The organism is Mesorhizobium sp. L2C066B000 (assembly GCF_000502335.1).
GTDB lineage: Bacteria > Pseudomonadota > Alphaproteobacteria > Rhizobiales > Rhizobiaceae > Mesorhizobium.
This window is the reverse complement of record NZ_AYWZ01000006.1, coordinates 51,157-74,750: the sequence shown is the minus strand read 5'-3', so window position 1 is coordinate 74,750 and position 23,594 is coordinate 51,157. Positions and strand designations below refer to the sequence as shown.

Here is a 23,594-nt window from a genome sequence, read left to right as displayed (position 1 = left end):
CCAGTGATTGCGTCGGATGTATGCAACGCATTGTGGCGATTATGCAACAAGTGTGGCCGTGACGGAAATCTTTCGGCCGCCGATCCCCTGAAAAGGGGATGACCTGACGTCACATCGGGCGGTAGGCGCTCACGATCTCGACGATTTGTAGACGTTGACGCCCAGCTCGCGAATCTTCTTGCGCAGCGTGTTGCGGTTCAAGCCGAGCAATTCGGCCGCCTTGATCTGGTTGCCGCGCGTTGCCGTCATGGAAGCGAGCACCAGCGGATATTCGACCTCGGACAAGATGCGCTGATAGAGACCTGCCGGCGGCAACTCACCGGCGAAAGAGGCAAAATAGCGCTGCAGGAAGTGCTCCACCGCCTGCCCGATGGACAGATCGTCCGGGATCAAATTGCCGCCGCCGGGAACGACCGGTCTTTCGCCTGTCTTCAGCTCGGCTTCAATGATCTCGGCTGATATTTCGTCCTGCGAATAGAGCGCCGCAAGCCGGCGCACCAGGTTTTCCAGCTCGCGCACGTTTCCCGGCCACGGATAGCGCTTCATCAATTCGATGCCGCCGGTCGAAATGCGCTTGGTCTGCAAGCCTTCGCTGGCGCCGATCTTGAAGAAATGCCGCACCAGATCGGGAATGTCTTCCGATCTCTCACGCAAACCCGGCAGCCGAAGCGGCACGACATTCAGGCGATAGAACAGATCCTCGCGGAAAAGCCCCTGGTTGATCAGCGTGCGCAGATCCTTGTTGGTGGCGGCGACGATGCGCACATCGGTCTTGATCGGGGTGCGCCCGCCGACCGTGGTGTATTCGCCCTGCTGCAGCACGCGCAGCAGCCGCGTCTGCGCCTCCATCGGCATGTCGCCGATCTCGTCGAGGAACAGCGTGCCGCCCTCGGCCTGCTCGAAGCGGCCGGTCGAGCGGTTCTGTGCGCCGGTGAAGGCGCCCTTCTCGTGGCCGAACAGCTCCGATTCGATCAAATCGCGCGGGATCGCCGCCATGTTGATGGCGACGAACGGACCGCCGCGGCGACGGCCATATTCGTGCAACGCGCGCGCCACCAATTCCTTGCCGGTGCCGGACTCGCCCGAGATCATCACCGTCAGGTCGGTCTGCATCATGCGCGCCAGCATGCGGTAGATGTCCTGCATGGCGGCCGACCGGCCGACCAGCGGCATCGCGTCAGGCTGTTCTTCCGGTCGCGTATCGATCTTCGGTCGGCGCGGCTCTGACAGCGCCCGGTTGACGATGTTGAGCAGTTCGGTCAGGTCGAACGGCTTCGGCAGATATTCATAAGCACCTGTTTCGGAAGCACGAATCGCCGTCATGAAAGTGTTTTGCGCGCTCATCACGATGACCGGCAGCTCCGGCCGGGCCTTCTTAATGCGGGGCAGCATGTCGAAGGCGTTCTCGTCCGGCATGACAACGTCGGTGATCACCAGGTCGCCCTCGCCCGCCGCCACCCAGCGCCACAGCGTCGAGGCGTTGGAGGTCACGCGCACCTCATGGCCGACGCGCGACAGCGCCTGATTGAGCACGGTGCGGATGGCCGCATCGTCGTCGGCGACGAGAATATTGCCGCGAACCGTCATTTGCGGTCTCCTTCGCCTTCATCATCGGCAGTGTCGATGGGTGTTTCTTTCCAGGCCGGCATCAGGATTCGGAAGGTGGTGCCGCGCGGCGTCGAATCGCATTCGATGATGCCGCCATGCTCGCCGACGATTTTCGCCACCAGCGCCAGGCCGAGCCCCGAGCCGTTCGGCTTGGTGGTGATGAACGGATCGAACAGGATCGGCAGAATGTCTTCCGAAACGCCGGACCCATTGTCGCGCACGCAGAATTCAAGCGGTAGCGACACGCGGTCCTGGGTTCCGGGAACGGAAACGCGGATGCCCGGCCTGAACGCGGTCGACAGCACGATCTCGCCCTGCGGGTCGCCGCCGATCGCCTCGGCAGCGTTCTTGACCAGGTTAAGGAACACCTGGATCAGTTGGTCGCGGTTGGCGAAAACCGGAGGCAATGATGGATCATAATCCTCCAATACCCTGATTCTCTTGGCAAAACCGTTCTTCGCGATCGCCTTCACATGGTCCAGAACGACATGGATGTTGACGGGATAGCGGTCGATTGGTCGCTCGTCGGAAAACACTTCCATGCGGTCGACGAGGGAGACGATACGATCGGTCTCGTCGGTGATGAGGCGGGTCAGCGCGCGATCCTCGTCGGACGCCGAGAGTTCGAGCAGCTGTGCGGCGCCACGTATGCCGGACAGCGGGTTCTTGATCTCATGCGCCAGCATGGCGGCAAGGCCGGTGACCGAACGCGCGGCACCCCTGTGTGTCATCTGCCGGTCGATCTTGTCGGCCATCGAGCGTTCCTGGAACATCACGACGATAGAGCCTGGGAATTCCGGCACCGGCGCGACATAAAGATCGACGACCTTCTCGATGCCGAGACGCGGCGACGACACGTCGACACGGTATTCGTTGACCGGCGCACGGCGCTCGCGCACCTGGTCGACCAGCTGCAGCAACGGGCTGCCGAACGGGATCAGTTTGGAGAGTGTGTTGCGGGCAAGCATGTTGGCGCTGGAGCGGAAGAAGTCTTCCGCATCGGCATTGGCGTAGGTGATGAACCCGTCCGGATCGACCATGATGACCGGACGGCGGATGGTGTTCAGCACTATACTGGCGGCATCCGCCATGTCGGAGCTCGGTGTGACGGTGGCGTTCATGCGGCGCTCCGCAAGGGCGTGGCTTCGCCGGAAAACACCTCATGCAGCGAGGCAATGACGCGGGCGGGTTCGAAAGAGGTGAGAATGGCTTTCCGCCGCTCATCGGAAACGCCAGCAGAGTGGCGGTCGAGATACCAGCCGAGATGCTTGCGCGCCTGGCGCAAGCCGCTTTCGACGCCGTAAAGCGTCAGCATGTCTTCGTAGTGGGAAACGATGTAGTCCGCCATGGCTTGCGGGCTTTCCGGCACGCCGGAGGGCGCGTCGCCCGCAGCCATTGCCGCGATGTGGCCCGCCGTCCATGGCGCGCCATAATGCGCGCGGCCGATCATCACCGCGTCGGCGCCCGACTGTTCAAGGATTTCGGCGGCCTCCGCGGGCGAGCCCACATCGCCATTGGCGACGACCGGGATCGAGACGACGTCCTTGATGCGGGCGATGGCGCCCCAATCGGCCTTGCCTTGATAAAACTGGCAGCGCGTGCGCCCATGCACGGTCACCATTTTAACACCGGCCTCTTCGGCGCGGCTCGCCAAGACGGGTGCATTGAGCGCATTGTCGTCCCAGCCGAGCCGCATCTTGACCGTGACCGGCACCTGGACCGCGCCGATCACCGCTTCGATCAGCGACAGCGCGTGGTCGAGATCGCGCATCAGCGCCGAGCCGGCATAGCCGCCGGTCACCTTCTTGGCCGGGCAGCCCATATTGATGTCGATGATGTCGGCGCCCTCGCCGGCAGCGATGCGCGCGCCCTCGGCCATGTGCTCGGCCTCGCGGCCGGCAAGCTGGACCATATGGACGGGCAGCCCGGAATGACGGATGCGCAGGTCGCAGCCGGCCCTGCCCTTGGCAAGCTCGCCGCTCGCCACCATTTCCGACACGACCAGGCCCGCGCCATGCGCGTAGGCGCGCTGCCGGAACGGCTCGTCCGTTATTCCCGACATGGGAGCGAGGAAGACGCGGTTGCGGATCGTCACGCCGCCAATGTCGAGCGGCGAAGCCAATTTTGTCACTTCAGGCATGCACAAAAACCAAGCATATCGGATTGCTGCACATTCTCTAGCCATAAGAAAGGCATTGTGCAACGCGCAATGACGTCACATTGCGGAGCATTTGGGAAAATGCTGGCCTTCGCCATAAGCCGCGACTAAGCCTCTCGGCATGACAGACGCAAGCGAAAAACCGGCCGAGGCGACGACCGACAAGGTCGGTGTGGTCATCGTTGCAGCCGGCCGCGGCGCGCGTGCCGGACAGGCCGACGGGCCGAAGCAATATCAGCGCATCGGCGGCCGTGCCGTTATCGCGCGCACGCTGGAGACTTTCCTGGCGCATCCCGAAATTGGTCCCGTCGTCGTCGCGATCCATGCCGATGACCACGCGCTTTTTGACAAGGCAGCCGGCGTATATGCCGAGCGGGTTACCGCCGTGGTCGGTGGCGAGTCGCGCCAGGCCTCGGTCCGGCTCGGCCTGCTGGCGCTGAGGGACCGTACGCCCGGCCGTGTCCTTGTCCATGACGCAGTGCGGCCCTTTGTCGACGCGGCCCTGATCGACCGCACCATTGCGGCCATTGGCGAGCGCCAGGGCGCGCTGCCCGCTTTGCCCGTCGCCGATACGCTGAAGCGCGAGTCGGGCACCGGCATGATCGAGGAGACGGTGCCAAGGGCCGGCCTTCATGCCGCGCAGACGCCGCAGGGCTTTCCGTTCTGGCCGTTGCTCGCCGCGCATGAAAAGGCCCATCATCTCGGCAAGGCGGATTTCACCGACGATGCCGCGATCGCCGAATGGGCGCATATTCCGGTGAAAATCGTCGAGGGATCGCCGGACAATGTCAAATTGACCTGGGCAAGGGATATCGCGATGGCGGATCAACGGCTTACTGGCGAGCGTTTTCCAGACATTCGCACCGGCAATGGCTATGACGTGCACGCCTTCGAGGCTGGCGACCATGTCACTTTGTGCGGCGTCGCCATCCCGCACGGCAAGAAGCTTTCGGGCCATTCGGATGCCGATGTCGGCCTGCACGCGCTGACCGATGCGCTGCTCGCCACTTGCGGCGCCGGCGACATCGGCACGCATTTCCCGCCTTCCGATCCGCAATGGAGGGGCGCGGCGTCGAAGATCTTCGTCGAGCATGCGGCCAGGTTGGTGCGCGAACGCGGCGGCCGCATCGCCAATGCCGACATCACGCTGATCTGCGAGGCGCCGCGCGTCGGCCCGCATCGCGAGGCCATGACCAACGCGTTGTCGGCGATACTGGGCATTTCCAGCGATCGCATCTCCATCAAGGCGACGACCAACGAAAAACTCGGCTTTGTCGGCCGCGAGGAAGGCATCGCCGCCATCGCCACAGCCAGTGTCGTCTTCCCCGGGGAGGTTCCCGCATGAACAACAGCGATCTTGCCAACGCCCTGCTCCAGGTCTGCCAGCAGCGCGGCATCATGCTGGCGACGGCCGAGAGCTGCACCGGCGGCATGATCATCTCGGCACTGACCGACATTGCCGGCTCGTCCGCTGTCGTCGATCGCGGCCTCATCACCTATTCCGATGAAGCAAAGATGGAGATGCTCGGCGTCTCGCCCGCCACACTCGAGGCGCATGGCGCCGTCTCGCGCGAAACGGTTCTGGAGATGGCGGCGGGCGCTCTGGCGCGCTCGCGCGCCGGGCTGGCGCTTGCCGTCACCGGCATTGCCGGCCCAGGCGGCGGTTCGCCGGAAAAACCGGTCGGCCTCGTCTGGTTCGGAGTTGCCCTAAGACGTGGGCCGGTGGCTGCCGAGCTCAATATGTTTGCCGACAATGGCCGCGACTTCATCCGCCGCGAGACGGTCAAGCATGCGCTGGAGATCGGGCTGCGCGCGCTCGGCGACACTCATGAGATGGGCGTCGTTCCGTAGATGACGTCCGCACGTTTTTCGAAGGCTTCGGAAAACATGCGGAAGGCGCGATCGAACATGGTGCCCATCAACACGCCGAGGATACGGCTCTTGAACTCGTAGTCGATGAAGAAGCGAACGTTGCAGCCGCCGCCGTCGGCCGGCTCGAAGCGCCAGATATTGCTTAGATATTTGAACGGCCCATCGATGTATTTGACGTCGATTGTGTTCTCGTCCGGCTTCAACAGCACCTGCGTCGTAAAGGTCTCGCGGATCGCCTTGTAGCCGATGCTCATATCGGCGAGGAGAATGGTGCGGCCATCACGCTCCTTGCGAGAGCGCACCGTCAGCGCCTCGCAAAGCGGCAGAAATTGCGGATAGGTCTCGATATCGGCGACCAGAGCAAACATCTGCTCCGGCGTGTGGGCAACGCGGCGTGTGGCTTCGAATTTCGGCATTGAAGCAGGATTTAACTGGCTTTTTTGAGCTGCGCCTCACGCGCCGCCCGCAGCCTGGCGAAATCGTCACCGGCATGATGCGAGGAGCGCGTCAGCGGGCTCGACGCCACAAGCAGGAAACCCTTGGTCTTGCCGATCGTCGCGAAGGAGTTGAACTCCTCCGGCGTGACGAAGCGGATCACCGGGTGGTGTTTCTTCGACGGCTGCAGATACTGGCCAATGGTCATGAAGTCGACATTGGCCGAGCGCAGGTCATCCATCAGTTGCAGGATCTCGTTCCGCTCTTCGCCGAGGCCGACCATGATGCCGGACTTCGTGAAGATCGACGGGTCGAGCTCCTTGACCCGCTGCAACAGCCGGATCGAGTGGAAATAGCGGGCACCCGGCCGCACCGTCAGATAGTTCGACGGCACGGTTTCGAGATTGTGGTTGAAGACATCGGGCTTGGCCGCCACGACGATCTCCAGCGCGCCTTCCTTGCGCAGGAAATCGGGCGTCAGGATTTCGATCGTGGTCAGAGGTGTCGCTGCCCGGATCGCCCGGATAACCTCGGCGAAATGCTGCGCGCCGCCATCGGCGAGATCGTCGCGGTCGACCGAGGTGATGACGACATGGGTCAGCCCCATCTGCTTGACGGCATGCGCGACACGCGCCGGCTCATCGGCATCGAGCGCGGTCGGAATGCCGGTGGCGACATTGCAGAAGGCGCAGGCGCGCGTGCAGATCTCGCCCATGATCATGAAGGTGGCGTGCTTCTTTTCCCAGCACTCGCCGATATTGGGGCAGCCGGCCTCTTCGCACACCGTGACCAGCTTGTGCGACTTCACGATCTCGCGAGTTTCGGCATAGCCCTTCGACATCGGCGCCTTGACGCGGATCCAGTCGGGTTTGCGCAGCACGTCCTGATCAGGCTTGTGTGCCTTCTCGGGGTGCCGCAGGCGCGGCGCGTTGGCGATCGTGTCGAGAACAGTGACCATCTCAAACCTGACTTGTTGGCGTCTGCCCGTCGGCATTCGCCCTTCTGGCGTCATCTAGGACTTTTCGGTGCAAAGAAAAAGGCTGCGGCGGCGCATGCCGCCACAGCCTTTTTCGCATAGCGGGGATCCAGAGCAATTCCAGGAAAAGTGTGACACGGTTTTCCGTCCGGAATTGCGTCAGAAGAACGAGATAAAACGGCGAGCCGTTTTATCGGCGAATGAGCCGCCCGGCAAAGATCAGCAGGCAGGCGCCGATGAAGCCGGTGATCAGGTAGGCGAGCCAGCCGACACCGAAGGGTTCGATGTTGAGCGCCCTGAGAATTGCGTTCAGCACCACCGCGCCGACAATGCCCATAATGATGTTCATCAAGACGCCGGTATTGCTCTTCATGACCATCTCGGCCAGCCACCCGGCCAAACCGCCGATGATGATGGCCGCAATCCAGCCCACGCCATTCACGTCCATATGCCAACTCCTCCAGTGTCAGGTGAAAATGCATCCGGAAACGAACTGTCTTGCCGTAAGGTTCCTCCGGCGCATGCGTCTGAGTCTCGCGGCACCAATTTATCACGCGTTGAGCGCACGGCCATAGGCATCGAGCACGCTTTCCTTCATCATCTCCGACAGCGTCGGATGCGGGAAGATGGTGTGCATCAGCTCTTCCTCGGTGGTCTCCAGGTTCATCGCCACGACAAAGCCCTGGATCAGCTCCGTCACCTCGGCGCCGACCATATGCGCGCCGAGCAGCTGGCCGGTCTTCTTGTCGAAGATGGTCTTGATGAAGCCCTGGTCCTCGCCAAGCGCGATCGCCTTGCCGTTGGCGCCGAACTGGAAACGGCCGACGCGGATGTCCTTGCCTTCGGCCTTCGCCTTGGCTTCGGTGAGCCCGACCGAGGCGACCTGCGGGTTGCAATAGGTGCAGCCCGGGATCTTCAGCTTGTCTGTCGCATGCACGCCGGGGAAATTGGCGATCTTCTCGATGCAGACCACGCCTTCATGCTCGGCCTTGTGGGCGAGCATCGGCGGTCCGGCGACATCGCCGATAGCGTAGATGCCGGGAACGTTGGTCTTGCCATAGCCGTCAATGACGACGCAGCCGCGATCGGTCTTCACGCCGAGCGTCTCGAGGCCGAGATTATCGATGTTGCCCTGCACGCCGACGGCCGAGATCATGCGGTCGGCGGTGATCTTCTCGACCTTGCCGTCCTTCATCTCGACATGGGCGGTGATCGAGTTGGCACCCTTCTCGACCTTGGTCACCTTGGCCTCGAGGATGATTTTCATGCCCTGCTTCTCGAACTGCTTCTGCGCGAATTTCGAGACCTCGGCATCCTCGACCGGCATCACCGCCGGCAACAGCTCGACCACCGTCACCTCGGCGCCCATGGTGCGGTAGAAGGAGGCGAACTCGATGCCGATGGCGCCCGAACCCATGACCAGCAGCGACTTCGGCATCTCCTTCGGCACCATCGCCTCGAAATAGGTCCAGATCAGCTTGCCGTCCGGCTCGATGCCGGGCAGCGCGCGCGGCCGGGCGCCGGTGGCGAGAATGATGTGCTTGGCGGTATAGGTGCCCTCGCCCTTGACGCCCTTGGGCACCGGCGGCTGCGGCTCCATCGGTTTCTTGGCCGTCTGGGAGACGACGATTTCACCCGGCTTGGAGAGCTTGGCCTCGCCCCAGATAACGTCGACCTTGTTCTTCTTCATCAGGAAGGCGACGCCGCCATTGAGCCTCAACGACACTTTGCGCGAGCGGTCGACGACAGCGGCCGTGTCGGCGCTGACCTTGCCGCCTTCGAGCTTCAGGCCGTAGTCCTTCAGATGATCGGAATAGTGCATGATCTCGGCCGAGCGCAGCAGCGCCTTGGTCGGGATGCAGCCCCAGTTGAGGCAGATGCCGCCGAGATGCTCGCGCTCGACGATGGCAGTCTTGAAGCCGAGCTGGGCGGAGCGCACCGCCGTGACATAGCCGCCAGGGCCGGAGCCGATGATGATGACGTCGTAGGGTTCGCTCATTGCACAACCTTCATTGATAGAGTTTCGGCCAAAATTCTTTTCATATCCTCGCGCAATTTAAATCTTGACTTGTAGACTATGGCATTTTTTGTTTTTACATCAAAAGGCAGACCCGATACGTCTTCAACGATCAAAATAGTCTTTTTATTTTTCCCCCAAGCGTATCCAAGTTCTAGAAATACATTTGGATTATTGTCGTTCAGGAGCGCTACAAAAATATCACAAGCCTCTATCTTCTGTTTTATCTTCTCAACAATGTCTCCCAAAAAAGGACCGGTGTCGATACGCTCGCAGAGAACGTCAAGTGACTCGCATGCCTCTCTAATTGCAGAATGCTCATCTTCAAATTTCTCTGCAAAAGGCATCGCTAGAAATAGTGCACCATTTTTCCTCGGAAGAGAAACGCTTTTGTCAGCAAAAACAACCCGTTCGTCATCAAGATGTTCAACATTGCCAAGTAATAGTTCCCCTATTGTGTAAAATCCCAAGGCGTCGACAATGTTCCTGTATCGCTCAACACGCTTTCGATTCTTTTCAACGATAACAACCGAATCAATCTTTGTCCTACCAGCCAATTCTGACCACGCATCCTGAAGTCCGAGTAACAGAGAAACAAACGCCTGCTTTTCATCTAGACCATAACCGGGGCCGTGAGCAGTCATCGTTATCTTGGTCGCGTCTGGGTTTGCGCGAGTTGCGAGAGATAATCCATTTCGTGCAAATGTTCTTATGTTCTCGTAACCAAACTCCAATAGGGTACCAACTCCTACAAACAAGATAGTGGCTGCACTCGTATTGCGAGACTTTATCGCCTGACTCTGCCCTTCTAAGACTGATGGAACAAAACCTTCACGGTCGGAGATATATTTGTCGGCGCCGTGCGGTCTCTCAGCGAACTTAAGTACCATCACGTCCGATACTTGATCAGCAATATCACCTTCCTCAATTAGAACCTGGATCACCGCCTACTCCCTTGCCAGCATCACGCGCACCAGCGGCGCCAGCGCCTGGCCGATGTTTCGCGTGTTTTCCGCATCGAGATGGACGCCGTCGATCGGTGTGGTCACGGCCACGTTGCCGGCATCGAAAAAGCCGCAACCGGCTTCGTCGGCAAGGATGGAATATTGCGGCGCCAGCCGCTTCGAGGCCTCGTCGCCGCGGGCAAACATTTCCTTGAATTCGGCATTGTCGGTGCGGCTGACCGCGGGTGGCGCAACGATCAGGATTTGCGGCGCGGCCCAGCCGAACGGATAATCGTGGCCGCGCACGATGTCGATCAGCCGCTGCACGCCCTGTTTGGCGGCGACCGGATTGCCGTGGATCCAGGGCTTCATGTCGTTGGCGCCGAGCATGATGACGATCAGGTCGATCGGTGCATGGCTGGTCAGGATCGTCGGCAGCACCCTGGCGCCGTTGCGGTCTGCGCCGGCTAGGTGATCGTCGAAGGCCGTCGTGCGGCCGTTCAGACCTTCGGCAAGGACTTCGATATCATCGTCGCCCAGCGCCGCCTTGAGCACGCTCGGCCAGCGATCTTCCAGCGCATGGCGCCCGAGGCTCGCCGCGTCATAGCCCCAGGTCAGGGAATCGCCGTAGCAGAGGATCGTCTTCATGCACCCGCACCCGCCTCCGCCTTAAGCCCGCGCCGCACGCGCCATCCCACGAACAGCCACTGCACGATAACCGTGGCGATGCTTGGCAAAATCAGACCGGCGCCAAAGTGAAGATCGCCTGACCACTGGGCCTTGCCCGGCGGCTGCGAGAAGGTCCAGGCGATCAGCCCGATTCCGGCCAGCACGAACAACGCAATCCCAACAAGCCCCGTCAGGTTTATCGCCCTTTGCGGGTTTGGCACCAACTGCGCGATGAAAAACGCCACCGTCGCAACGATGGTGACCAGCGCCGAAACCATGAAGACCAGGATGTATTCGGAATTCGCATTGGTGACGATTGCCAGCCACAGCGCCACCAGCCCGCCGGCCAGGCCGGAAAGGATCAGGGCGAAAAGGCTGGTTACGAATTTCCGCACAGCCTTTTTCCTTCCTAGACCAGCATGCCCATCGGGTTTTCGATCATGCGCTTGAAGGCGACCAGAAGTTCGGCGCCGAGCGCACCGTCGACGGCGCGGTGATCGGTCGACAGCGTCACCGACATGATATTGGCGATTTTGATCTCGCCATTCTTGACCACCGGCCGCTGCTCGCCCGCACCCACCGCCAGGATCGTCGCATGCGGCGGGTTGATGACGGCGGCAAAGTCCTTGATGCCGAACATGCCGAGATTGGAGACAGCCGTCGTGCCGCCTTGATATTCCTCAGGCTTCAGCTTGCGGCTGCGGGCACGGCTCGCCAGATCCTTCATCTCGTTGGAGATAGTGGACAGCGTCTTTTCGTCGGCGTGGCGGATGATCGGCGTGATCAGGCCGCCGGGGATCGACACGGCAACGCCGACATCGGCGTGCTTGTGCTTGACCATGGCGCTTTCGGTCCACGATGCATTGGCATCCGGCACCGCCATCAGCGCCATCGCCATCGCCTTGATCACCATGTCGTTGACCGAGAGTTTGTAGACGGGAGCCTCGCCCTTGTCGGTCTTCTTCGTCGGAGCAGCCGCATTGATCTGTGTGCGCAGCGCCAGCAGCGCATCGAGCTCGCAGTCGAGCGTCAGGTAGAAATGCGGGATGGTTGTCTTGGCCTCGACCAGGCGGCGCGCAATGGTCTTGCGCATATTGTCGTGCGGGACGAGCTCATAGGACCCTTCGGCAAACAGCTTCAGCACCTGTTCGTCCGACATCGCCTTGGGTGCCGCAGCCGGAGCCGCAGGTGCCGGAGCGCCGGCAGGTGCGGCTTTCGCGGCCGGTGCAGCCTTGGCGCCACCGCCGGCAATCGCCGCCTCGACATCGGCCTTGACGACACGGCCATGCGGGCCGGTGCCGGTTACGGCGGACACGTCGACTCCGGCATCCTTGGCGATGCGACGAGCCAGCGGCGAAGCGAAGGTGCGCTCGCCTGACGATTGGCTGATCTCCCCCCTTGTGGGGGAGATGGCCGGCAGGCCAGAGGGGGGCGCGACAGACTGAGAGGTCGGCGGGGCAGCGCCCCCCTCTGTCGACTTCGTCGACATCTCCCCCACGGGTGGGGAGATTGACGCCTTATCCTGCTTGGCATCGGCTTTCGCGGGCGCGGCATCGCCACCACCCTTTGCCGCCGCCCCTGCATCCTCGCCTTCGCCGGCGAGAATGGCGATCAGCGCATTGACCTTGACGCCTTCGGTGCCGGCCGGAACGACCAGCTTGGCGACCGTGCCCTCATCGACGGCCTCGACTTCCATCGTCGCCTTGTCGGTCTCGATCTCGGCGATCACGTCGCCCGGCGAAACCTTGTCGCCTTCCTTGACCAGCCACTTGGAAAGATTGCCCTCTTCCATCGTGGGCGACAGCGCCGGCATGGTGATGTTGATTGGCATGATGTCCTCCCGACCGGCTCAGCGATACGTGACGGCTTTGACGGCCTCGATGACCTCGCCGACATTGGGCAAGGCCAGCTTTTCGAGGTTCGCCGCATAAGGCATCGGCACGTCCTTGCCGGCGATGGTGATGACCGGCGCATCGAGGAAGTCAAAGGCGCGCTGCGAAACCTGGTTGGCGATGTGGTCGCCGACCGAACTTTGCGGGAAACCTTCTTCGACCACGATCAAGCGGTTGGTCTTCTTCACCGAGGCAATGACGGTGTCGAGGTCGAGCGGACGGATGGTCCTGAGATCGATGATCTCGGCATCGATGCCCATGCCGCGCAGTTCGGCTTCCGCCTTGATGGCGTAGGTCATGCCGATGCCGAACGAGACGATGGTGACGTCCTTGCCCTGCTTGTGAATGCGCGCCTTGCCGATCGGCAGCACGAAATCATCGAGCTTCGGCACGTCGAAGGACTGGCCGTAGAGGATTTCGTTTTCAAGGAAGATGACCGGGTTCGGATCGCGGATCGCCGCCTTGAGCAGGCCCTTGGCGTCGGCAGCCGTGTACGGCATCACCACCTTTAGCCCGGGAATATGGCTGTACCAGGCGGCATAGCACTGCGAATGCTGGGCGCCGACGCGGGCGGCCGCACCGTTCGGTCCGCGGAACACGATCGGTGCGCCCATCTGGCCGCCCGACATATAGAGCGTCTTGGCCGCGGAGTTGATGATCTGGTCGATCGCCTGCATGGCGAAGTTGAAGGTCATGAACTCGACGATCGGCTTCAGGCCGGCCATCGCCGCACCGACGCCGACGCCGGCAAAGCCGTGCTCGGTGATCGGCGTGTCGACGACGCGGCGCGGCCCGAATTCCTGCAGCAGCCCTTGCGTGATCTTGTAGGCGCCCTGGTATTCCGCGACCTCCTCGCCCATGACGAAGACATCGCCGTCGCGGCGCATTTCCTCGGCCATGGCATCGCGCAAGGCCTCGCGCACCGTAGTCGAGATCATCTCGGTGCCGGCGGGAATATCCGGATCGGCGGCAGGTTTGGCTGCCGGAGCGGCGGGAACTGCCTTCGGAGCCTCGCCGGCATCCTGGGGAGCCGCCTTTGAGCCTTCCTCGGCTGCATCGGTCCGCTGACCGCCAGCGGAAATGGCATCCTGGGTGGAGGCAGGCTTGCCGCTCTTTTCGACGTCGCCTGCACTTTCCCCGTCCTGCAGCAACACGGCGATCACCGCATTGACCTTGACGCCTTCGGTGCCGGCGGGAACCACGATCTTGCCGATCGTGCCTTCATCGACGGCTTCGACTTCCATGGTCGCCTTGTCGGTTTCGATCTCGGCGATGACATCACCGGCGACGACCTTGTCGCCCTCGTTCTTCAACCACTTGGAAAGATTGCCCTCTTCCATGGTCGGCGAGAGAGCGGGCATGAGAATTTCGATCGGCATGTCCTTGCCCTCCCGTTACAATACGATGTCGGTCCAGAGCTCGGACGGATCCGGCTCTGCGTCGTGCTGGGCAAATTCGGCGGCGTCGGCGACGATGTCGCGGACTTCCTTGTCGATGTTCTTGAGTTCGTCCTCGGTCGCCCACTTCTTGGCCGTCAGCCGCACCTTGACCTGCTCGATCGGATCATGATCCGAGCGCATCTTCTGCACTTCTTCCTTGGAGCGGTATTTTGCCGGATCCGACATCGAGTGACCGCGATAGCGATAGGTCTGCATCTCGAGGATGATCGGACCGTTGCCGGCACGGCACCATTCGGTCGCCTGATCGCCGGCGGATTTGACCGCACGCACATCCATGCCGTCGACCTGAATGCCGGGAATCTTGAACGAGGCGCCGCGATGCGAAAAATTGGTTTCGGCCGACGAGCGCGACACCGAAGTGCCCATGGCGTAGCGGTTGTTCTCGATGATGTAGATCACCGGCAGCTTCCACAGCGAGGCCATGTTGAAGCTTTCATAGACCTGACCCTGATTGGCAGCGCCATCGCCGAAATAGGTCAGCGACACATTGTTGTTGTCGCGGTAGCGGTTGGCGAAGGCGAGACCGGTGCCGAGCGAGACCTGCGCGCCGACAATGCCGTGGCCGCCGTAAAAATGCTTCTCCTTGGAGAACATGTGCATGGAGCCGCCCTTGCCCCTCGACAGGCCACCACGGCGTCCGGTCAGCTCTGCCATGACGCCCCGCGGTGACAGTTCCATCGCCAGCATGTGGCCATGGTCGCGATAGGCGGTGATCATCTGGTCGCCGTTGATCAGCGACATCTTCATGCCGGTGACGACCGCTTCCTGGCCGATATAGAGGTGGCAGAAGCCGCCGATAAAGCCCATGCCGTAGAGCTGGCCGGCCTTTTCCTCGAAGCGACGGATAAGCAGCATGTGCCGGTAGGCGGCAAGCTCCTCGTCCTTGGTGAAGTCGGCCGGCTTGGGGGCGGAAAGCCCCGTTGATTTGGCGGATGTCGATTTAACGGATTTGGCAGGCGCTTTTTTGGCGGCGGTGGCCATGCATCACTCCCTGTTGGCGTCTCTTCGCGGACACTAAAGCAGACCATGTCTGCTCCGGGGAGGATCAGCTCCTCCCCACCGATTGGAAGGAAGCTAACATGCGAGACCGCGTTTCGCCATGCAGAAAAACGCATGGCTGGCATGCGCCTAAACGCCCAGAATCGTTAGAGATAACAGCGATTAACCGAAATTCGATTATTTCGAATTGGCCGGCAGCATGATGGTGATTTCATCGGGCTGGGACAGATTGAGCGCCCGGCGTGCCTGCTCGTCGAGCATATCCTTTTCAAGCGTGCCCTCATGCATCAGCTGGACGCGCCGCTCCAGATCGATCCGGCGCGCCTTGATGGCATCGTACTTGGCCTGCAATTCGATGGTCTGCGCTTCGAGCTGATATTTGGAATTGATGCCGAACTCGCCATGATAGGCATGGAAGCCGAAATAGGCCAGGAACGCCACGCAAAGCGACGGGATGATCAGCCGGCCGGTGTTTCTCTGCTTGTGCTGGCGTGTCCACATGGTCGCAATCCTTTGACCGCCATTTGTCGCTCGATTGTGCTTAATGGACGGTTACGGACAGGTGCATTAGCCAGCGGCCGCAACGAAAAAGGGCGGGAAAATCCCGCCCTTCGTCGTTTTCGCCAGTTCGGCAGAATTTAAGCTTTGACCACCGACTTGCCGGCGTAGCGCGCCTGCTTGCCGAGCTCTTCCTCGATGCGGATCAGCTGGTTGTACTTGGCCATGCGATCCGAGCGCGACAGCGAACCGGTCTTGATCTGCCCGCAATTGGTGGCGACGGCGAGGTCGGCGATGGTCGAATCCTCGGTTTCGCCCGAACGGTGCGACATGACGGCTGTGTAGCCTGCCTTGTGCGCGGTCTCGACAGCGTCGAGCGTTTCGGTGAGCGAGCCGATCTGGTTGACCTTGACCAGGATCGAATTGGCGACACCCATGCGGATGCCGTCGCGCAGCCGCGCCGTGTTGGTGACGAAGAGGTCGTCGCCAACCAGCTGCGTCTTGTTGCCGATCAGGTCGGTCAGGTACTTCCAGCCCTCCCAGTCGTCCTCGGCCAGGCCGTCCTCGATCGAGATGATCGGATAGTCGGCGGCAAGCTTGGCCAGGTACTTGGCCTGCGCCTTGGGATCGCGGGTCCTCTTCTCGCCCTCATAGACGTAATTGCCGTCCTTGAAGAATTCGGTCGCCGCACAGTCGAGACCAAGCGCGATCTCCTCGCCCGGCTTGAAGCCGGCCTTCTCGATCGATTCCATGATGAAATCGAGCGCCACCGGCGCACTCTTCAGATTGGGCGCGAAGCCGCCTTCGTCGCCGACATTGGTGTTGTGGCCGGCATCCTTGAGCTTCTTGCGCAGCGTGTGGAAGATTTCCGAGCCCCAGCGCACGCCTTCGCGCAGCGTCGGCGCGCCGACCGGCAGGATCATGAATTCCTGGAAATCGATCGGATTGTCGGCATGCGCGCCGCCATTGATGATGTTCATCATGGGCACCGGCAGCAAATGCGCCTTGGTGCCGCCGACATAGCGGTAGAGCGGCAGGCCGGCGGCTTCCGCCGCGGCCTTCGCGACCGCCAGCGAGACGCCGAGGATGGCGTTGGCGCCGAGCCGGCTCTTGTTGGGCGTGCCGTCGAGCTCGATCATGGTCTGGTCGATGTGGATCTGGTTTTCGGCTTCCAAGCCGCCGATCGCCTCGAACAGCTCGCCATTGACGGCCTCGACCGCCTTGAGCACGCCCTTGCCGAGATAGCGGGCGCCACCGTCGCGCAGTTCGACGGCCTCATGCGCGCCGGTCGACGCGCCCGACGGCACCGCGGCGCGGCCCATCGAGCCGTCTTCGAGGACGACGTCGACCTCGACGGTCGGATTTCCACGGCTGTCCAGGATTTCACGCCCGACAATGTCGATGATGGCGGTCATTGCGATGTCCCCGATTGATCGATTGAAAGCGTCGCGCCCCTCTTAGCCAAAGTGCCGCAAAAGGCAATCAGGAATGGCATGAAATAATGGTGACAGTCGCCCCATGCGCTCAAGGCCGTGGGGCATGGGCGACGCCATCTGAACGCAAACAGCCCGCCCTGACGTCATATGTCTGGCGCGGCATGGGGTGGGTGCCCCGCCCCTGCGGCAATGCCTTTGTCACGAAACCAGGCGGCACACAAACTCCACCCGATGCTTCAAAAGAGGCTACCGCCAACGTGACAAACTTCACAATGCAGAGAATTCGAAGATGTTAGGGTCACATCTACAACGCGAACTATTTGGCGACCACAGTGAAATCAACAAACTTGAACTCTTTGGGGAGGCGGCAATGGCAGCGATTTCAGGTACTGGCTGGGAACTTCTTATTAGCCGCAAAGTCGAGCATATGAGGGGCACCAGACGCAGGACAGTTGGTACCTATAAAGTCTTTCACAACGGCACGGCAGTAACGGGTCTATCGGGGTTCGTGTGTGAATCTCGCGGCCCAGGCGACAATTCCAAAGAAGACAATGGCAGGCGCATCGAGCCCGGCACCTATCCGCTGGCGACACAGGCCGGAGGCAAATATGTGACGATCGGCTACACTGGCGCCAAGACGCCACCCAAACCTGGACTCGAACTGCTGAAGACCAACAAGCGCACCGAAATCCTGATCCATCCGGGCGTCAATTTCCTGTCCAGCGTCGGATGCATCAACCCGACGAAGAAGGTGAGCGGTCCGCTTTCCGACATGGATTTCACGGAGAGCCGGACACGCGTAATCGCCCTCATCGACGATCTGAAAACCTTTGCCGGCGGTGGCTTCCCGAAAAGCAACGGCAAGCGAATTCCCAATGCTTCGGTGGTCGTCGAAGGCGAACCGGTGCTGTCGACCGAGAGTGTCGAGAGCGTGCTCGAAGCGGTTGCGGGCGATCCGAACAAGGGTTTGCCGGCAGCGGTCTTCCAGAAATTCGCGCCGAGACCGGCAAGCGGTTCCAAGCGAACAATCTATGACGGTTACATCGGCGCCTTTACCTCCGACAAGGGCCTCAAGACACTTGGCGATCATGGCGTGTGCAACAATTATGATCGGCTGATGCATTTCTTCGCTCAAGCGGCGATGGAAACCGGTGGCTTCACCCTCATTCGCGAATCCCTGACCTACACGACCGTGGCGGCAATCCGGAACGCATGGAGGTCGCGAGCCGCGGGCAAGACCGATCAGTGGATCGGGGACAACCTGCTGCGCAAGCCGCAAGCCCTGGGCGACTGGGCCTATGGCGGCCGCATGGGCAATGTGAAAGGAACGTTGGACGGCTTCAATTTCCGCGGCGGCGGCACGTTCCAGACCACCGGGCGCGACGCGTACACGGCCAAGGGCAAGCTCGCCAAGGTTGACCTCGCCAATCATCCTGAACTGATCGAGGATCCGCAGACTTCGCTGCTCGCAGCTTGCGCCGAATGGAAAGGGTCAGGCTGCAATGCCTTTGCCGATGCCGGCCTGATCAAAAAGATCTCGCGCGCGATCAACGTCGGCAACGCCAATTCCGCCACGCAGGCCAATGGCGAAGCGGATCGGATCGCCTGGCACGAAAAGGTTTTCAAGGCGGTGAAGAATGCCGGACTCCTCGGCTGAGCATGCCTCGGATCACGTTCGACAACACCACGTCATCATAATTCAGAGATAACAATCTCTGTGTCGACTAGGATGGTGATGCGCGGGGCGAAACAGGAGGAGTTTCGCCATGTCCGAGTTGAGCGGTATCGTGAGTTTGTTCCTGATCGCGGCGGCGTTCCTGACGTCCTGCGATACGCAGCAGCCGCCAAGGGCGGTGACGCAGCTGTCCACGTTTCATGCGGCAGAATAATTTAGAAACTGTCGGGTTGCACTGAAAAGGCCCCCGTTTCGGAATTCGGGGCCTTTTCACGTCAGGCGTCAGCGCAGCTGATCAATGCCAATACGGCGTGACCTTGTAGTAATCATAGGAAGCATCACGCGCGGCCTCGCCATCGGCGCCGGCCAGTTCATTGATCGAATAGGCGGGTGCTGCCTTCAGTTGCTCCTTCGAGAACGGCACGACATAGCCGCCCTTGTCCTCGTCATAGTCGAGGCTCGCCCACGGAATGGCGTGATACTTCTCGCCAATGCCGAGAAATCCACCGAACCCGATCACCGCGAACATGATGCCGTTCGACGTCTTGTCGAGCATGATGTCCTCGATGCTGCCGATGCTCGTGCCTTCGGTGTTGTAGATCGACGTGCCGATGACGCGCGAAGCGGCGATGGCTTCGGTGTGGCCTGTCTGGGTGGTCATGGCTGCTGCTCCTCATGTCGTTGATCGATACTTTGACAATGAGGGGCGCGGGCGAAAGTTCCCGTTTTTTCGAGCGGCGGGCGGTTACTCCGCGAGGATGAACGTCACCTTCATGTTGACGCGATAGGCCGCGATCCTGCCGTCCTCGACGACGATCTTCTGGTCCTGGATCCAGGCGCCTTCGACGTTCTTCAGGGTCTTTGAGGCGCGCTCAATCCCCTTCTCGATGGCGTCCTGAAAGCTCTTTTTCGACGACGACGTGATTTCGGTGACGCGGGCGACGGACATGGCTTCCTCCTGCCAAGACGCTCATTTGCAGCAGCGAGCCTACAGCCGGCTTATGCCTTCCACAAGCAGGGCAGCGCGCGCGCCATAGCCGAAACCATCAGCCTCGGTTCAGGTCAGCAGCATTCTTGGCGATGCGGTCGAATGCCATCAGTCTTTCGAGCAGCGCCGGCATGTCCTTCAGCGGCAGCATGTTGGGCCCGTCGGAGGAGGTCGAATTGTCGGGATCCTGGTGGGTCTCTATGAACACGCCGGCGACGCCGACGGCAACGGCAGCCCGCGCCAGCGTCTCGACAAAGCGGCGCTCGCCACCGGAGGAACCGCCCTGCCCGCCCGGCTGCTGCACCGAATGGGTGGCGTCGAAAATCACCGGCGCGCCGATCTCGGCCATCACGGGCAAAGCCCGCATGTCCGACACCAGCGTGTTGTAGCCGAAGGAAGCGCCGCGCTCGGTGGTCAGCACATTGGGGTTGCCGGAGCCGGTGATCTTGGCCACCACGTTCTTCATGTCCCAGGGCGCCAGGAACTGCCCCTTCTTGACGTTGATCACCTTGCCGGTCTTCGCCGCGGCGACCAGCATGTCGGTCTGGCGCGACAGGAAGGCCGGGATCTGCAGCACATCGACATGGTGCGCTACGATCGCGCACTGCTCCTCGGTGTGGACATCGGTCAGAATGGGAAGCGAAAACGCCTTGCGCAACTCGTCGAACACCGGAAGCGCCGCGTCCATGCCGGCGCCGCGCGTTGCCGACAGCGAGGTGCGGTTGGCCTTGTCGTAGCTGGTCTTGTAGACGAGGCCGATGCCGAGCTTGCCGGTCAGTTCCTTCAGCGCGCCGGCCATGTCGAAAGCGTGCTGGCGCGATTCGAACTGGCACGGGCCGGCGATCAACGCCAAGGGCCCGCTGTTGTCGAAGACGACGTTGCCGACGGTTACCGACGAATTCGGCGCCATCGAATTAGGCCCTTGCGGCTTGCTCATGGGGTCTCCCGGAAGATGAAAGCCGCGCCCTGTCCGGATGCCGGCTGCACGACGATTTCGTTGCCCGCTATATCGTGCCCGACGGCGTTGTCTGCAAGCAGCCTCGCGACAGCGCCGACACTGCGGACTGAAAAGACAATCGCGGCGAAGCGAACTCTTGTCGGCGCACCGGCCGGAATGTCGAAGCGCGCGGTGAAAGCCGCAGGATCCAGAACGGTCAGACGCGCATTCGGCAGGGCGAAGACCGCGCTGCTCTGCTGCTCCGAGCCAACCACTGTCGAGATCAGGCTGATCTGTGTGGAAGGCACATCGCTGACCGCAACGACTTCGGCAATGCCGGTCACGCCATTGGCATGAGCCTGCAGCGCCGTACGGTCGATTTGAGGGGCGTTGATCCGCTCGCAAGCGAACAGAAAGGCGTCCATCGTCTCGGCGCCGGCGGCGAAAGCCAGTTTGAACGAGGCCATGTCGCTCTTTCCGGCCGTGTCGGTGAAGGCGCGGGAAAAGCTCAGTACGTCTCCCGCCGACAGGCCGGCTTTGATAAAGCGCGCATGGTCCGCATCGGCATCGTCGGTGGCCAGCACCACGGCGGAAAAGCCCTCATCGCCCAGCCTGGCGCGATAGAGCCGGTCGCGCGCGACCAAGACATTGCCGCCGGCGATCGCACTCGCTGCCAGCTGTTCGTTCCCAACCGCCAGCGGTTCGAGATAGGTGCCGTCGGCAAGGAAGACGCAGCAATTTTCGGTGCCGAAAGGGTGGATGCCGGTTGGTGCGACGATGAAGCCAAGCGATGTCAGCCGCGCCCGCGCCACGGCGAGGCTCGCCGTCGGCAACACAAGATGGTCAAGCGGATGGATCGTGCTGGTCATGCCGGCGCGGTGTGCATCATTCCGGAAATCTGTTCAAGGCCTCTTGCCAGCCCGATCAGGCCATCGCCACGACATCGGCCGAATAGCGCAATTCGCGCAATGGTTTGACCCGGCTGGTCGTCTCGGCATAGAGCGGGTGCGCCTTGTAGGCGGCAAGCGCGGCATCATCCTCGAACTCGGCATAGACGACCACGTCGATCGCATCCGACAGCGGATCGACCTTGGTGTTGAGCGTCACCTCGAAGAGGCTTGAATGCGGGATCTTGCCCAGCGCGAGCAAGCCCGTGCGCACGGCCTCGACATCGTCCTTGCGCCGCGCGCTGAAGAAAACGATATGCCGGATCACGCCTGCCTCCACGTTCGATTTGCGGCATGTTTTGTGTGAGCGGGACCGTCGCGTCAACCGCCACGATGTCGCGCCCGGCAATGCCGGCAGCGACTTTGCAGAGGCGCAAAAAGCTAGGCTTTGCCGGTGACGTAGCGCACGACGCGCGACATCTCCCTGACCGTCGTGTCGAGATAGCGGCCCTGATTATAGAGGCCGTCCCAGATCAGGAAAAAGGCGATGGCGACGATGACGATGACATAACGCATGGCTGAAACTAACGTATGTGGCTGTTCGTAACCATAGCGATTTCACCGAGGGCCGCGCTCTCCCGCGGATTCTGGCCTCAGGCCGGCAAGCTGGGCCAGCGCCGCGCGAAGCTTGCCTCTTGAAGTTTCGGCCAATGCCATGGAAGATTGTGGCGAAAATTCACGCAGGCAGCGGCATTCGCGCCTGGCGAATGAAAAGTGGAGGATGTGGGGGCCGGCAGATCTTGCGCCGCCCCGCGGAAGTCCAGGGGGGTGTGAGATGGCTGTCAGGGAATACAAAGGCATCGGCGACGCCATCAGGCTGGACGAACTCAATTTCGCCGAGATCGTCAAGGGCCTGCCGGCCAAGGCGCGCATGGTGCTGTCGGCGGCGATGAAATTGCCGCGCGGTTCGCTGAAGGTGAGGATGCCGGATGGCCGGGCGGTGCTTGTCGGCGGCAATGGACCCGGGCCGGATGCCGAACTGGTGTTGAAGAACTGGCGCCTGCCCGGCCGTGCCTTTTCCGGCGGCACCATCGGCGTTGCCGAATCCTACATGGACGGCGACTGGGAAAGCCCTGATGTAACCAGCTTCCTCGAATTGTTCGTTGTCAACTCGGCCGTTGGCGAACGCATTGCCGGCGGCGCCAGCTGGCTCATCAACACGGTCCAGCGCATCCGCCACTGGTTCAACGAAAACACCCGCACAGGCTCGAAGCGCAACATCTCGGCGCATTACGATCTCGGCAACGCCTTCTACAAGCAATGGCTCGATCCCAGCATGACCTATTCGTCGGCGCTCTATGCGACCGGCGCCAACGACCTGGAAAGCGCTCAGGCCGCCAAATACCGCGCGCTGGCCAAGGATACGGGTATCGGCAAGAAGGACCATGTGCTCGAGATCGGCTGCGGCTGGGGCGGTTTTGCCGAATTTGCCGCGCGCGAGATCGGCTGCCGCGTCACCGGCCTGACCATCAGCCGCGAACAGCACGATTTCGCCAAGGCGCGCATCCAGAAGGCGGGACTGTCTGACAAGGTCGACATCAAGCTGCAGGATTACCGAGACGAAACGGGCACTTACGACCGCATCGCCTCGATCGAGATGTTCGAGGCGGTCGGCGAAAAATATTGGCCGGTATTTTTCGGCAAGATGAAGGCATGCCTGAGGCCCGGCGGCACCGCCGGCCTGCAGATCATCACCATCAACGAGGCCGCTTACGACACCTATCGGGCGCGGCCGGATTTCATCCAGCGCTATGTCTTTCCAGGCGGCATGCTGCCGACGCCGTCGATCCTGAAGACGCTGGGCAGCGACCATGGCCTTGCCCATCTGCGCGAGCGCGTCTTTCCGGACGACTATGCCCGCACGCTTGCCGAATGGCGCAACCGCTTCTGGGCGTCGTGGGAAAAGATCGTCCCGCTCGGCTTCGACGACCGCTTCAAGAAGCTTTGGGAATTTTATCTCCACTATTGCGAAGCCGGCTTTAGAGCCAGCTACATCGACGTGCGCCAAGTGGTCTACAAAGCCTGATCCGAAGCGTGATTGAGCGGGCGTATGCCCGCTCGTTTTCCCTGTTAGCTGCACGTT

26 protein-coding genes are annotated in these 23,594 nt (G+C 61.5%); 5 read left to right on the top strand and 21 right to left on the bottom strand.

Annotation, left to right across the window (positions count from 1 at the left end):
• Positions 1-129: 129 nt before the first annotated feature.
• Genes ntrC through dusB form a run of 3 tightly spaced genes read right to left on the bottom strand, consistent with a single transcriptional unit; the run spans position 130 to position 3,748 of the window.
• On the bottom strand, positions 130-1,587 hold the full coding sequence (ntrC, locus tag X733_RS150220; protein ID WP_023710528.1) for a nitrogen regulation protein NR(I): 1,458 nt from the start codon (positions 1,585-1,587) through the stop codon (positions 130-132).
• Positions 1,584-2,729: a nitrogen regulation protein NR(II) gene (locus X733_RS150225; RefSeq protein WP_023818877.1), complete on the bottom strand. Its 1,146-nt coding sequence runs from the start codon at positions 2,727-2,729 to the stop codon at positions 1,584-1,586. Before X733_RS150225 ends, ntrC begins: the two co-directional genes overlap by 4 nt.
• On the bottom strand, positions 2,726-3,748 hold the full coding sequence (gene dusB / locus X733_RS150230; RefSeq protein WP_023818876.1) for a tRNA dihydrouridine synthase DusB: 1,023 nt from the start codon (positions 3,746-3,748) through the stop codon (positions 2,726-2,728). The genes X733_RS150225 and dusB overlap by 4 nt, the downstream gene beginning before the upstream one ends.
• Positions 3,749-3,887: 139 nt before the next feature.
• Here dusB and X733_RS150235 point away from each other — a divergent pair, with 139 nt between their 5' ends.
• Together X733_RS150235 and X733_RS150240 are read left to right on the top strand one after the other, a co-directional pair.
• Positions 3,888-5,111 (top strand): bifunctional 2-C-methyl-D-erythritol 4-phosphate cytidylyltransferase/2-C-methyl-D-erythritol 2,4-cyclodiphosphate synthase, encoded by a 1,224-nt coding sequence (locus X733_RS150235; protein WP_023710531.1) that lies wholly within the window; start codon positions 3,888-3,890, stop codon positions 5,109-5,111.
• Positions 5,108-5,617, top strand: a complete 510-nt coding sequence (locus tag X733_RS150240) for a CinA family protein (protein ID WP_023682551.1) — start codon at positions 5,108-5,110, stop codon at positions 5,615-5,617. The genes X733_RS150235 and X733_RS150240 overlap by 4 nt, the downstream gene beginning before the upstream one ends.
• On the opposite strand, the gene X733_RS150245 is transcribed toward X733_RS150240, so the two are convergent.
• From X733_RS150245 to eno, 12 genes are all read right to left on the bottom strand, one after another.
• Complete coding sequence (locus X733_RS150245) at positions 5,593-6,054, bottom strand: type II toxin-antitoxin system RatA family toxin (RefSeq protein WP_023710532.1); 462 nt, start codon at positions 6,052-6,054, stop codon at positions 5,593-5,595. The two genes, X733_RS150240 and X733_RS150245, sit on opposite strands and share 25 nt — an antisense overlap.
• A gap of 11 nt (positions 6,055-6,065) precedes the next feature.
• Positions 6,066-7,031 carry a lipoyl synthase gene (gene lipA, locus X733_RS150250; RefSeq protein WP_023688453.1) on the bottom strand — a complete coding sequence of 322 codons (966 nt, stop codon included), beginning with the start codon at positions 7,029-7,031 and terminating at the stop codon, positions 6,066-6,068.
• A gap of 208 nt (positions 7,032-7,239) precedes the next feature.
• Positions 7,240-7,497, bottom strand: a complete 258-nt coding sequence (locus tag X733_RS150255) for a GlsB/YeaQ/YmgE family stress response membrane protein (RefSeq protein ID WP_023668920.1) — start codon at positions 7,495-7,497, stop codon at positions 7,240-7,242.
• A gap of 102 nt (positions 7,498-7,599) precedes the next feature.
• On the bottom strand, positions 7,600-9,048 hold the full coding sequence (gene lpdA, locus X733_RS150260; RefSeq protein WP_023818875.1) for a dihydrolipoyl dehydrogenase: 1,449 nt from the start codon (positions 9,046-9,048) through the stop codon (positions 7,600-7,602).
• Positions 9,045-10,010 carry a hypothetical protein gene (locus X733_RS1000000169580; protein ID WP_155924209.1) on the bottom strand — a complete coding sequence of 322 codons (966 nt, stop codon included), beginning with the start codon at positions 10,008-10,010 and terminating at the stop codon, positions 9,045-9,047. The genes lpdA and X733_RS1000000169580 overlap by 4 nt, the downstream gene beginning before the upstream one ends.
• Positions 10,011-10,013: 3 nt before the next feature.
• Positions 10,014-10,658, bottom strand: coding sequence for an SGNH/GDSL hydrolase family protein (locus X733_RS150270; protein WP_023818873.1), 645 nt, complete (start codon positions 10,656-10,658; stop codon positions 10,014-10,016).
• Entirely contained in the window at positions 10,655-11,074 is a 420-nt protein-coding gene (locus X733_RS150275) for a hypothetical protein (protein ID WP_023818872.1), read from the bottom strand. The genes X733_RS150270 and X733_RS150275 overlap by 4 nt, the downstream gene beginning before the upstream one ends.
• Positions 11,075-11,088: 14 nt before the next feature.
• Positions 11,089-12,510, bottom strand: coding sequence for a pyruvate dehydrogenase complex dihydrolipoamide acetyltransferase (locus X733_RS150280; RefSeq protein ID WP_023668916.1), 1,422 nt, complete (start codon positions 12,508-12,510; stop codon positions 11,089-11,091).
• An 18-nt stretch (positions 12,511-12,528) separates the two neighbouring features.
• Complete coding sequence (locus X733_RS150285; protein WP_023668915.1) at positions 12,529-13,950, bottom strand: pyruvate dehydrogenase complex E1 component subunit beta; 1,422 nt, start codon at positions 13,948-13,950, stop codon at positions 12,529-12,531.
• A gap of 15 nt (positions 13,951-13,965) precedes the next feature.
• Entirely contained in the window at positions 13,966-15,012 is a 1,047-nt protein-coding gene (gene pdhA, locus X733_RS150290; RefSeq protein ID WP_023668914.1) for a pyruvate dehydrogenase (acetyl-transferring) E1 component subunit alpha, read from the bottom strand.
• 195 nt (positions 15,013-15,207) lie between these two features.
• Positions 15,208-15,531, bottom strand: a complete 324-nt coding sequence (locus X733_RS150295) for a septum formation initiator family protein (protein WP_023682560.1) — start codon at positions 15,529-15,531, stop codon at positions 15,208-15,210.
• 137 nt (positions 15,532-15,668) lie between these two features.
• On the bottom strand, positions 15,669-16,943 hold the full coding sequence (gene eno / locus X733_RS150300; RefSeq protein ID WP_023701745.1) for a phosphopyruvate hydratase: 1,275 nt from the start codon (positions 16,941-16,943) through the stop codon (positions 15,669-15,671).
• 187 nt (positions 16,944-17,130) lie between these two features.
• Between eno and X733_RS1000000170225 the strand changes: the two genes are divergently transcribed.
• Both X733_RS1000000170225 and X733_RS1000000171315 read left to right on the top strand, forming a co-directional pair.
• Complete coding sequence (locus X733_RS1000000170225) at positions 17,131-18,621, top strand: hypothetical protein (protein ID WP_196813626.1); 1,491 nt, start codon at positions 17,131-17,133, stop codon at positions 18,619-18,621.
• 109 nt (positions 18,622-18,730) lie between these two features.
• Entirely contained in the window at positions 18,731-18,853 is a 123-nt protein-coding gene (locus tag X733_RS1000000171315; protein WP_023696089.1) for a hypothetical protein, read from the top strand.
• Positions 18,854-18,934: 81 nt separating this feature from the next.
• On the opposite strand, the gene X733_RS150305 is transcribed toward X733_RS1000000171315, so the two are convergent.
• The 6 genes from X733_RS150305 to X733_RS1000000171310 form a co-directional block, all read right to left on the bottom strand.
• On the bottom strand, positions 18,935-19,300 hold the full coding sequence (locus X733_RS150305; protein WP_023818871.1) for a PRC-barrel domain-containing protein: 366 nt from the start codon (positions 19,298-19,300) through the stop codon (positions 18,935-18,937).
• An 84-nt stretch (positions 19,301-19,384) separates the two neighbouring features.
• The gene (locus tag X733_RS150310) at positions 19,385-19,588 is read right to left on the bottom strand and encodes a dodecin family protein (RefSeq protein ID WP_023668908.1); all 204 of its coding nucleotides are present in this window, start codon (positions 19,586-19,588) and stop codon (positions 19,385-19,387) included.
• A 97-nt stretch (positions 19,589-19,685) separates the two neighbouring features.
• Positions 19,686-20,564 (bottom strand): 3-deoxy-8-phosphooctulonate synthase, encoded by an 879-nt coding sequence (gene kdsA, locus X733_RS150315; RefSeq protein ID WP_023706540.1) that lies wholly within the window; start codon positions 20,562-20,564, stop codon positions 19,686-19,688.
• Positions 20,561-21,433, bottom strand: coding sequence for a VOC family protein (locus tag X733_RS150320; protein ID WP_023818870.1), 873 nt, complete (start codon positions 21,431-21,433; stop codon positions 20,561-20,563). Before X733_RS150320 ends, kdsA begins: the two co-directional genes overlap by 4 nt.
• A gap of 55 nt (positions 21,434-21,488) precedes the next feature.
• The gene (locus tag X733_RS150325) at positions 21,489-21,779 is read right to left on the bottom strand and encodes a Dabb family protein (protein WP_023682566.1); all 291 of its coding nucleotides are present in this window, start codon (positions 21,777-21,779) and stop codon (positions 21,489-21,491) included.
• 113 nt (positions 21,780-21,892) lie between these two features.
• Positions 21,893-22,027, bottom strand: coding sequence for a hypothetical protein (locus X733_RS1000000171310; protein WP_023688440.1), 135 nt, complete (start codon positions 22,025-22,027; stop codon positions 21,893-21,895).
• A gap of 259 nt (positions 22,028-22,286) precedes the next feature.
• Here X733_RS1000000171310 and X733_RS150330 point away from each other — a divergent pair, with 259 nt between their 5' ends.
• Positions 22,287-23,537, top strand: coding sequence for a cyclopropane-fatty-acyl-phospholipid synthase family protein (locus X733_RS150330; RefSeq protein WP_023696084.1), 1,251 nt, complete (start codon positions 22,287-22,289; stop codon positions 23,535-23,537).
• The last annotated feature ends 57 nt before the right edge of the window (positions 23,538-23,594 follow it).

Coding starts and splice junctions, on each gene's coding strand:
- X733_RS150280 (WP_023668916.1), bottom strand. CDS start 12,510: ATGCCAATCAACATCACCATGCCGGCGCTGTCGCCCACGATGGAAGAG.
- X733_RS150305 (WP_023818871.1), bottom strand. CDS start 19,300: ATGACCACCCAGACAGGCCACACCGAAGCCATCGCCGCTTCGCGCGTC.
- X733_RS150270 (WP_023818873.1), bottom strand. CDS start 10,658: ATGAAGACGATCCTCTGCTACGGCGATTCCCTGACCTGGGGCTATGAC.
- X733_RS150225 (WP_023818877.1), bottom strand. CDS start 2,729: ATGAACGCCACCGTCACACCGAGCTCCGACATGGCGGATGCCGCCAGT.
- ntrC (WP_023710528.1), bottom strand. CDS start 1,587: ATGACGGTTCGCGGCAATATTCTCGTCGCCGACGACGATGCGGCCATC.
- X733_RS150310 (WP_023668908.1), bottom strand. CDS start 19,588: ATGTCCGTCGCCCGCGTCACCGAAATCACGTCGTCGTCGAAAAAGAGC.
- X733_RS150235 (WP_023710531.1), top strand. CDS start 3,888: ATGACAGACGCAAGCGAAAAACCGGCCGAGGCGACGACCGACAAGGTC.
- kdsA (WP_023706540.1), bottom strand. CDS start 20,564: ATGAGCAAGCCGCAAGGGCCTAATTCGATGGCGCCGAATTCGTCGGTA.
- X733_RS150330 (WP_023696084.1), top strand. CDS start 22,287: ATGGCTGTCAGGGAATACAAAGGCATCGGCGACGCCATCAGGCTGGAC.
- lipA (WP_023688453.1), bottom strand. CDS start 7,031: ATGGTCACTGTTCTCGACACGATCGCCAACGCGCCGCGCCTGCGGCAC.
- X733_RS150295 (WP_023682560.1), bottom strand. CDS start 15,531: ATGTGGACACGCCAGCACAAGCAGAGAAACACCGGCCGGCTGATCATC.
- X733_RS150285 (WP_023668915.1), bottom strand. CDS start 13,950: ATGCCGATCGAAATTCTCATGCCCGCTCTCTCGCCGACCATGGAAGAG.
- lpdA (WP_023818875.1), bottom strand. CDS start 9,048: ATGAGCGAACCCTACGACGTCATCATCATCGGCTCCGGCCCTGGCGGC.
- dusB (WP_023818876.1), bottom strand. CDS start 3,748: ATGCCTGAAGTGACAAAATTGGCTTCGCCGCTCGACATTGGCGGCGTG.
- X733_RS150240 (WP_023682551.1), top strand. CDS start 5,108: ATGAACAACAGCGATCTTGCCAACGCCCTGCTCCAGGTCTGCCAGCAG.
- pdhA (WP_023668914.1), bottom strand. CDS start 15,012: ATGGCCACCGCCGCCAAAAAAGCGCCTGCCAAATCCGTTAAATCGACA.
- eno (WP_023701745.1), bottom strand. CDS start 16,943: ATGACCGCCATCATCGACATTGTCGGGCGTGAAATCCTGGACAGCCGT.
- X733_RS1000000171310 (WP_023688440.1), bottom strand. CDS start 22,027: ATGCGTTATGTCATCGTCATCGTCGCCATCGCCTTTTTCCTGATCTGG.
- X733_RS150245 (WP_023710532.1), bottom strand. CDS start 6,054: ATGCCGAAATTCGAAGCCACACGCCGCGTTGCCCACACGCCGGAGCAG.
- X733_RS150255 (WP_023668920.1), bottom strand. CDS start 7,497: ATGGACGTGAATGGCGTGGGCTGGATTGCGGCCATCATCATCGGCGGT.
- X733_RS1000000171315 (WP_023696089.1), top strand. CDS start 18,731: ATGTCCGAGTTGAGCGGTATCGTGAGTTTGTTCCTGATCGCGGCGGCG.
- X733_RS150320 (WP_023818870.1), bottom strand. CDS start 21,433: ATGACCAGCACGATCCATCCGCTTGACCATCTTGTGTTGCCGACGGCG.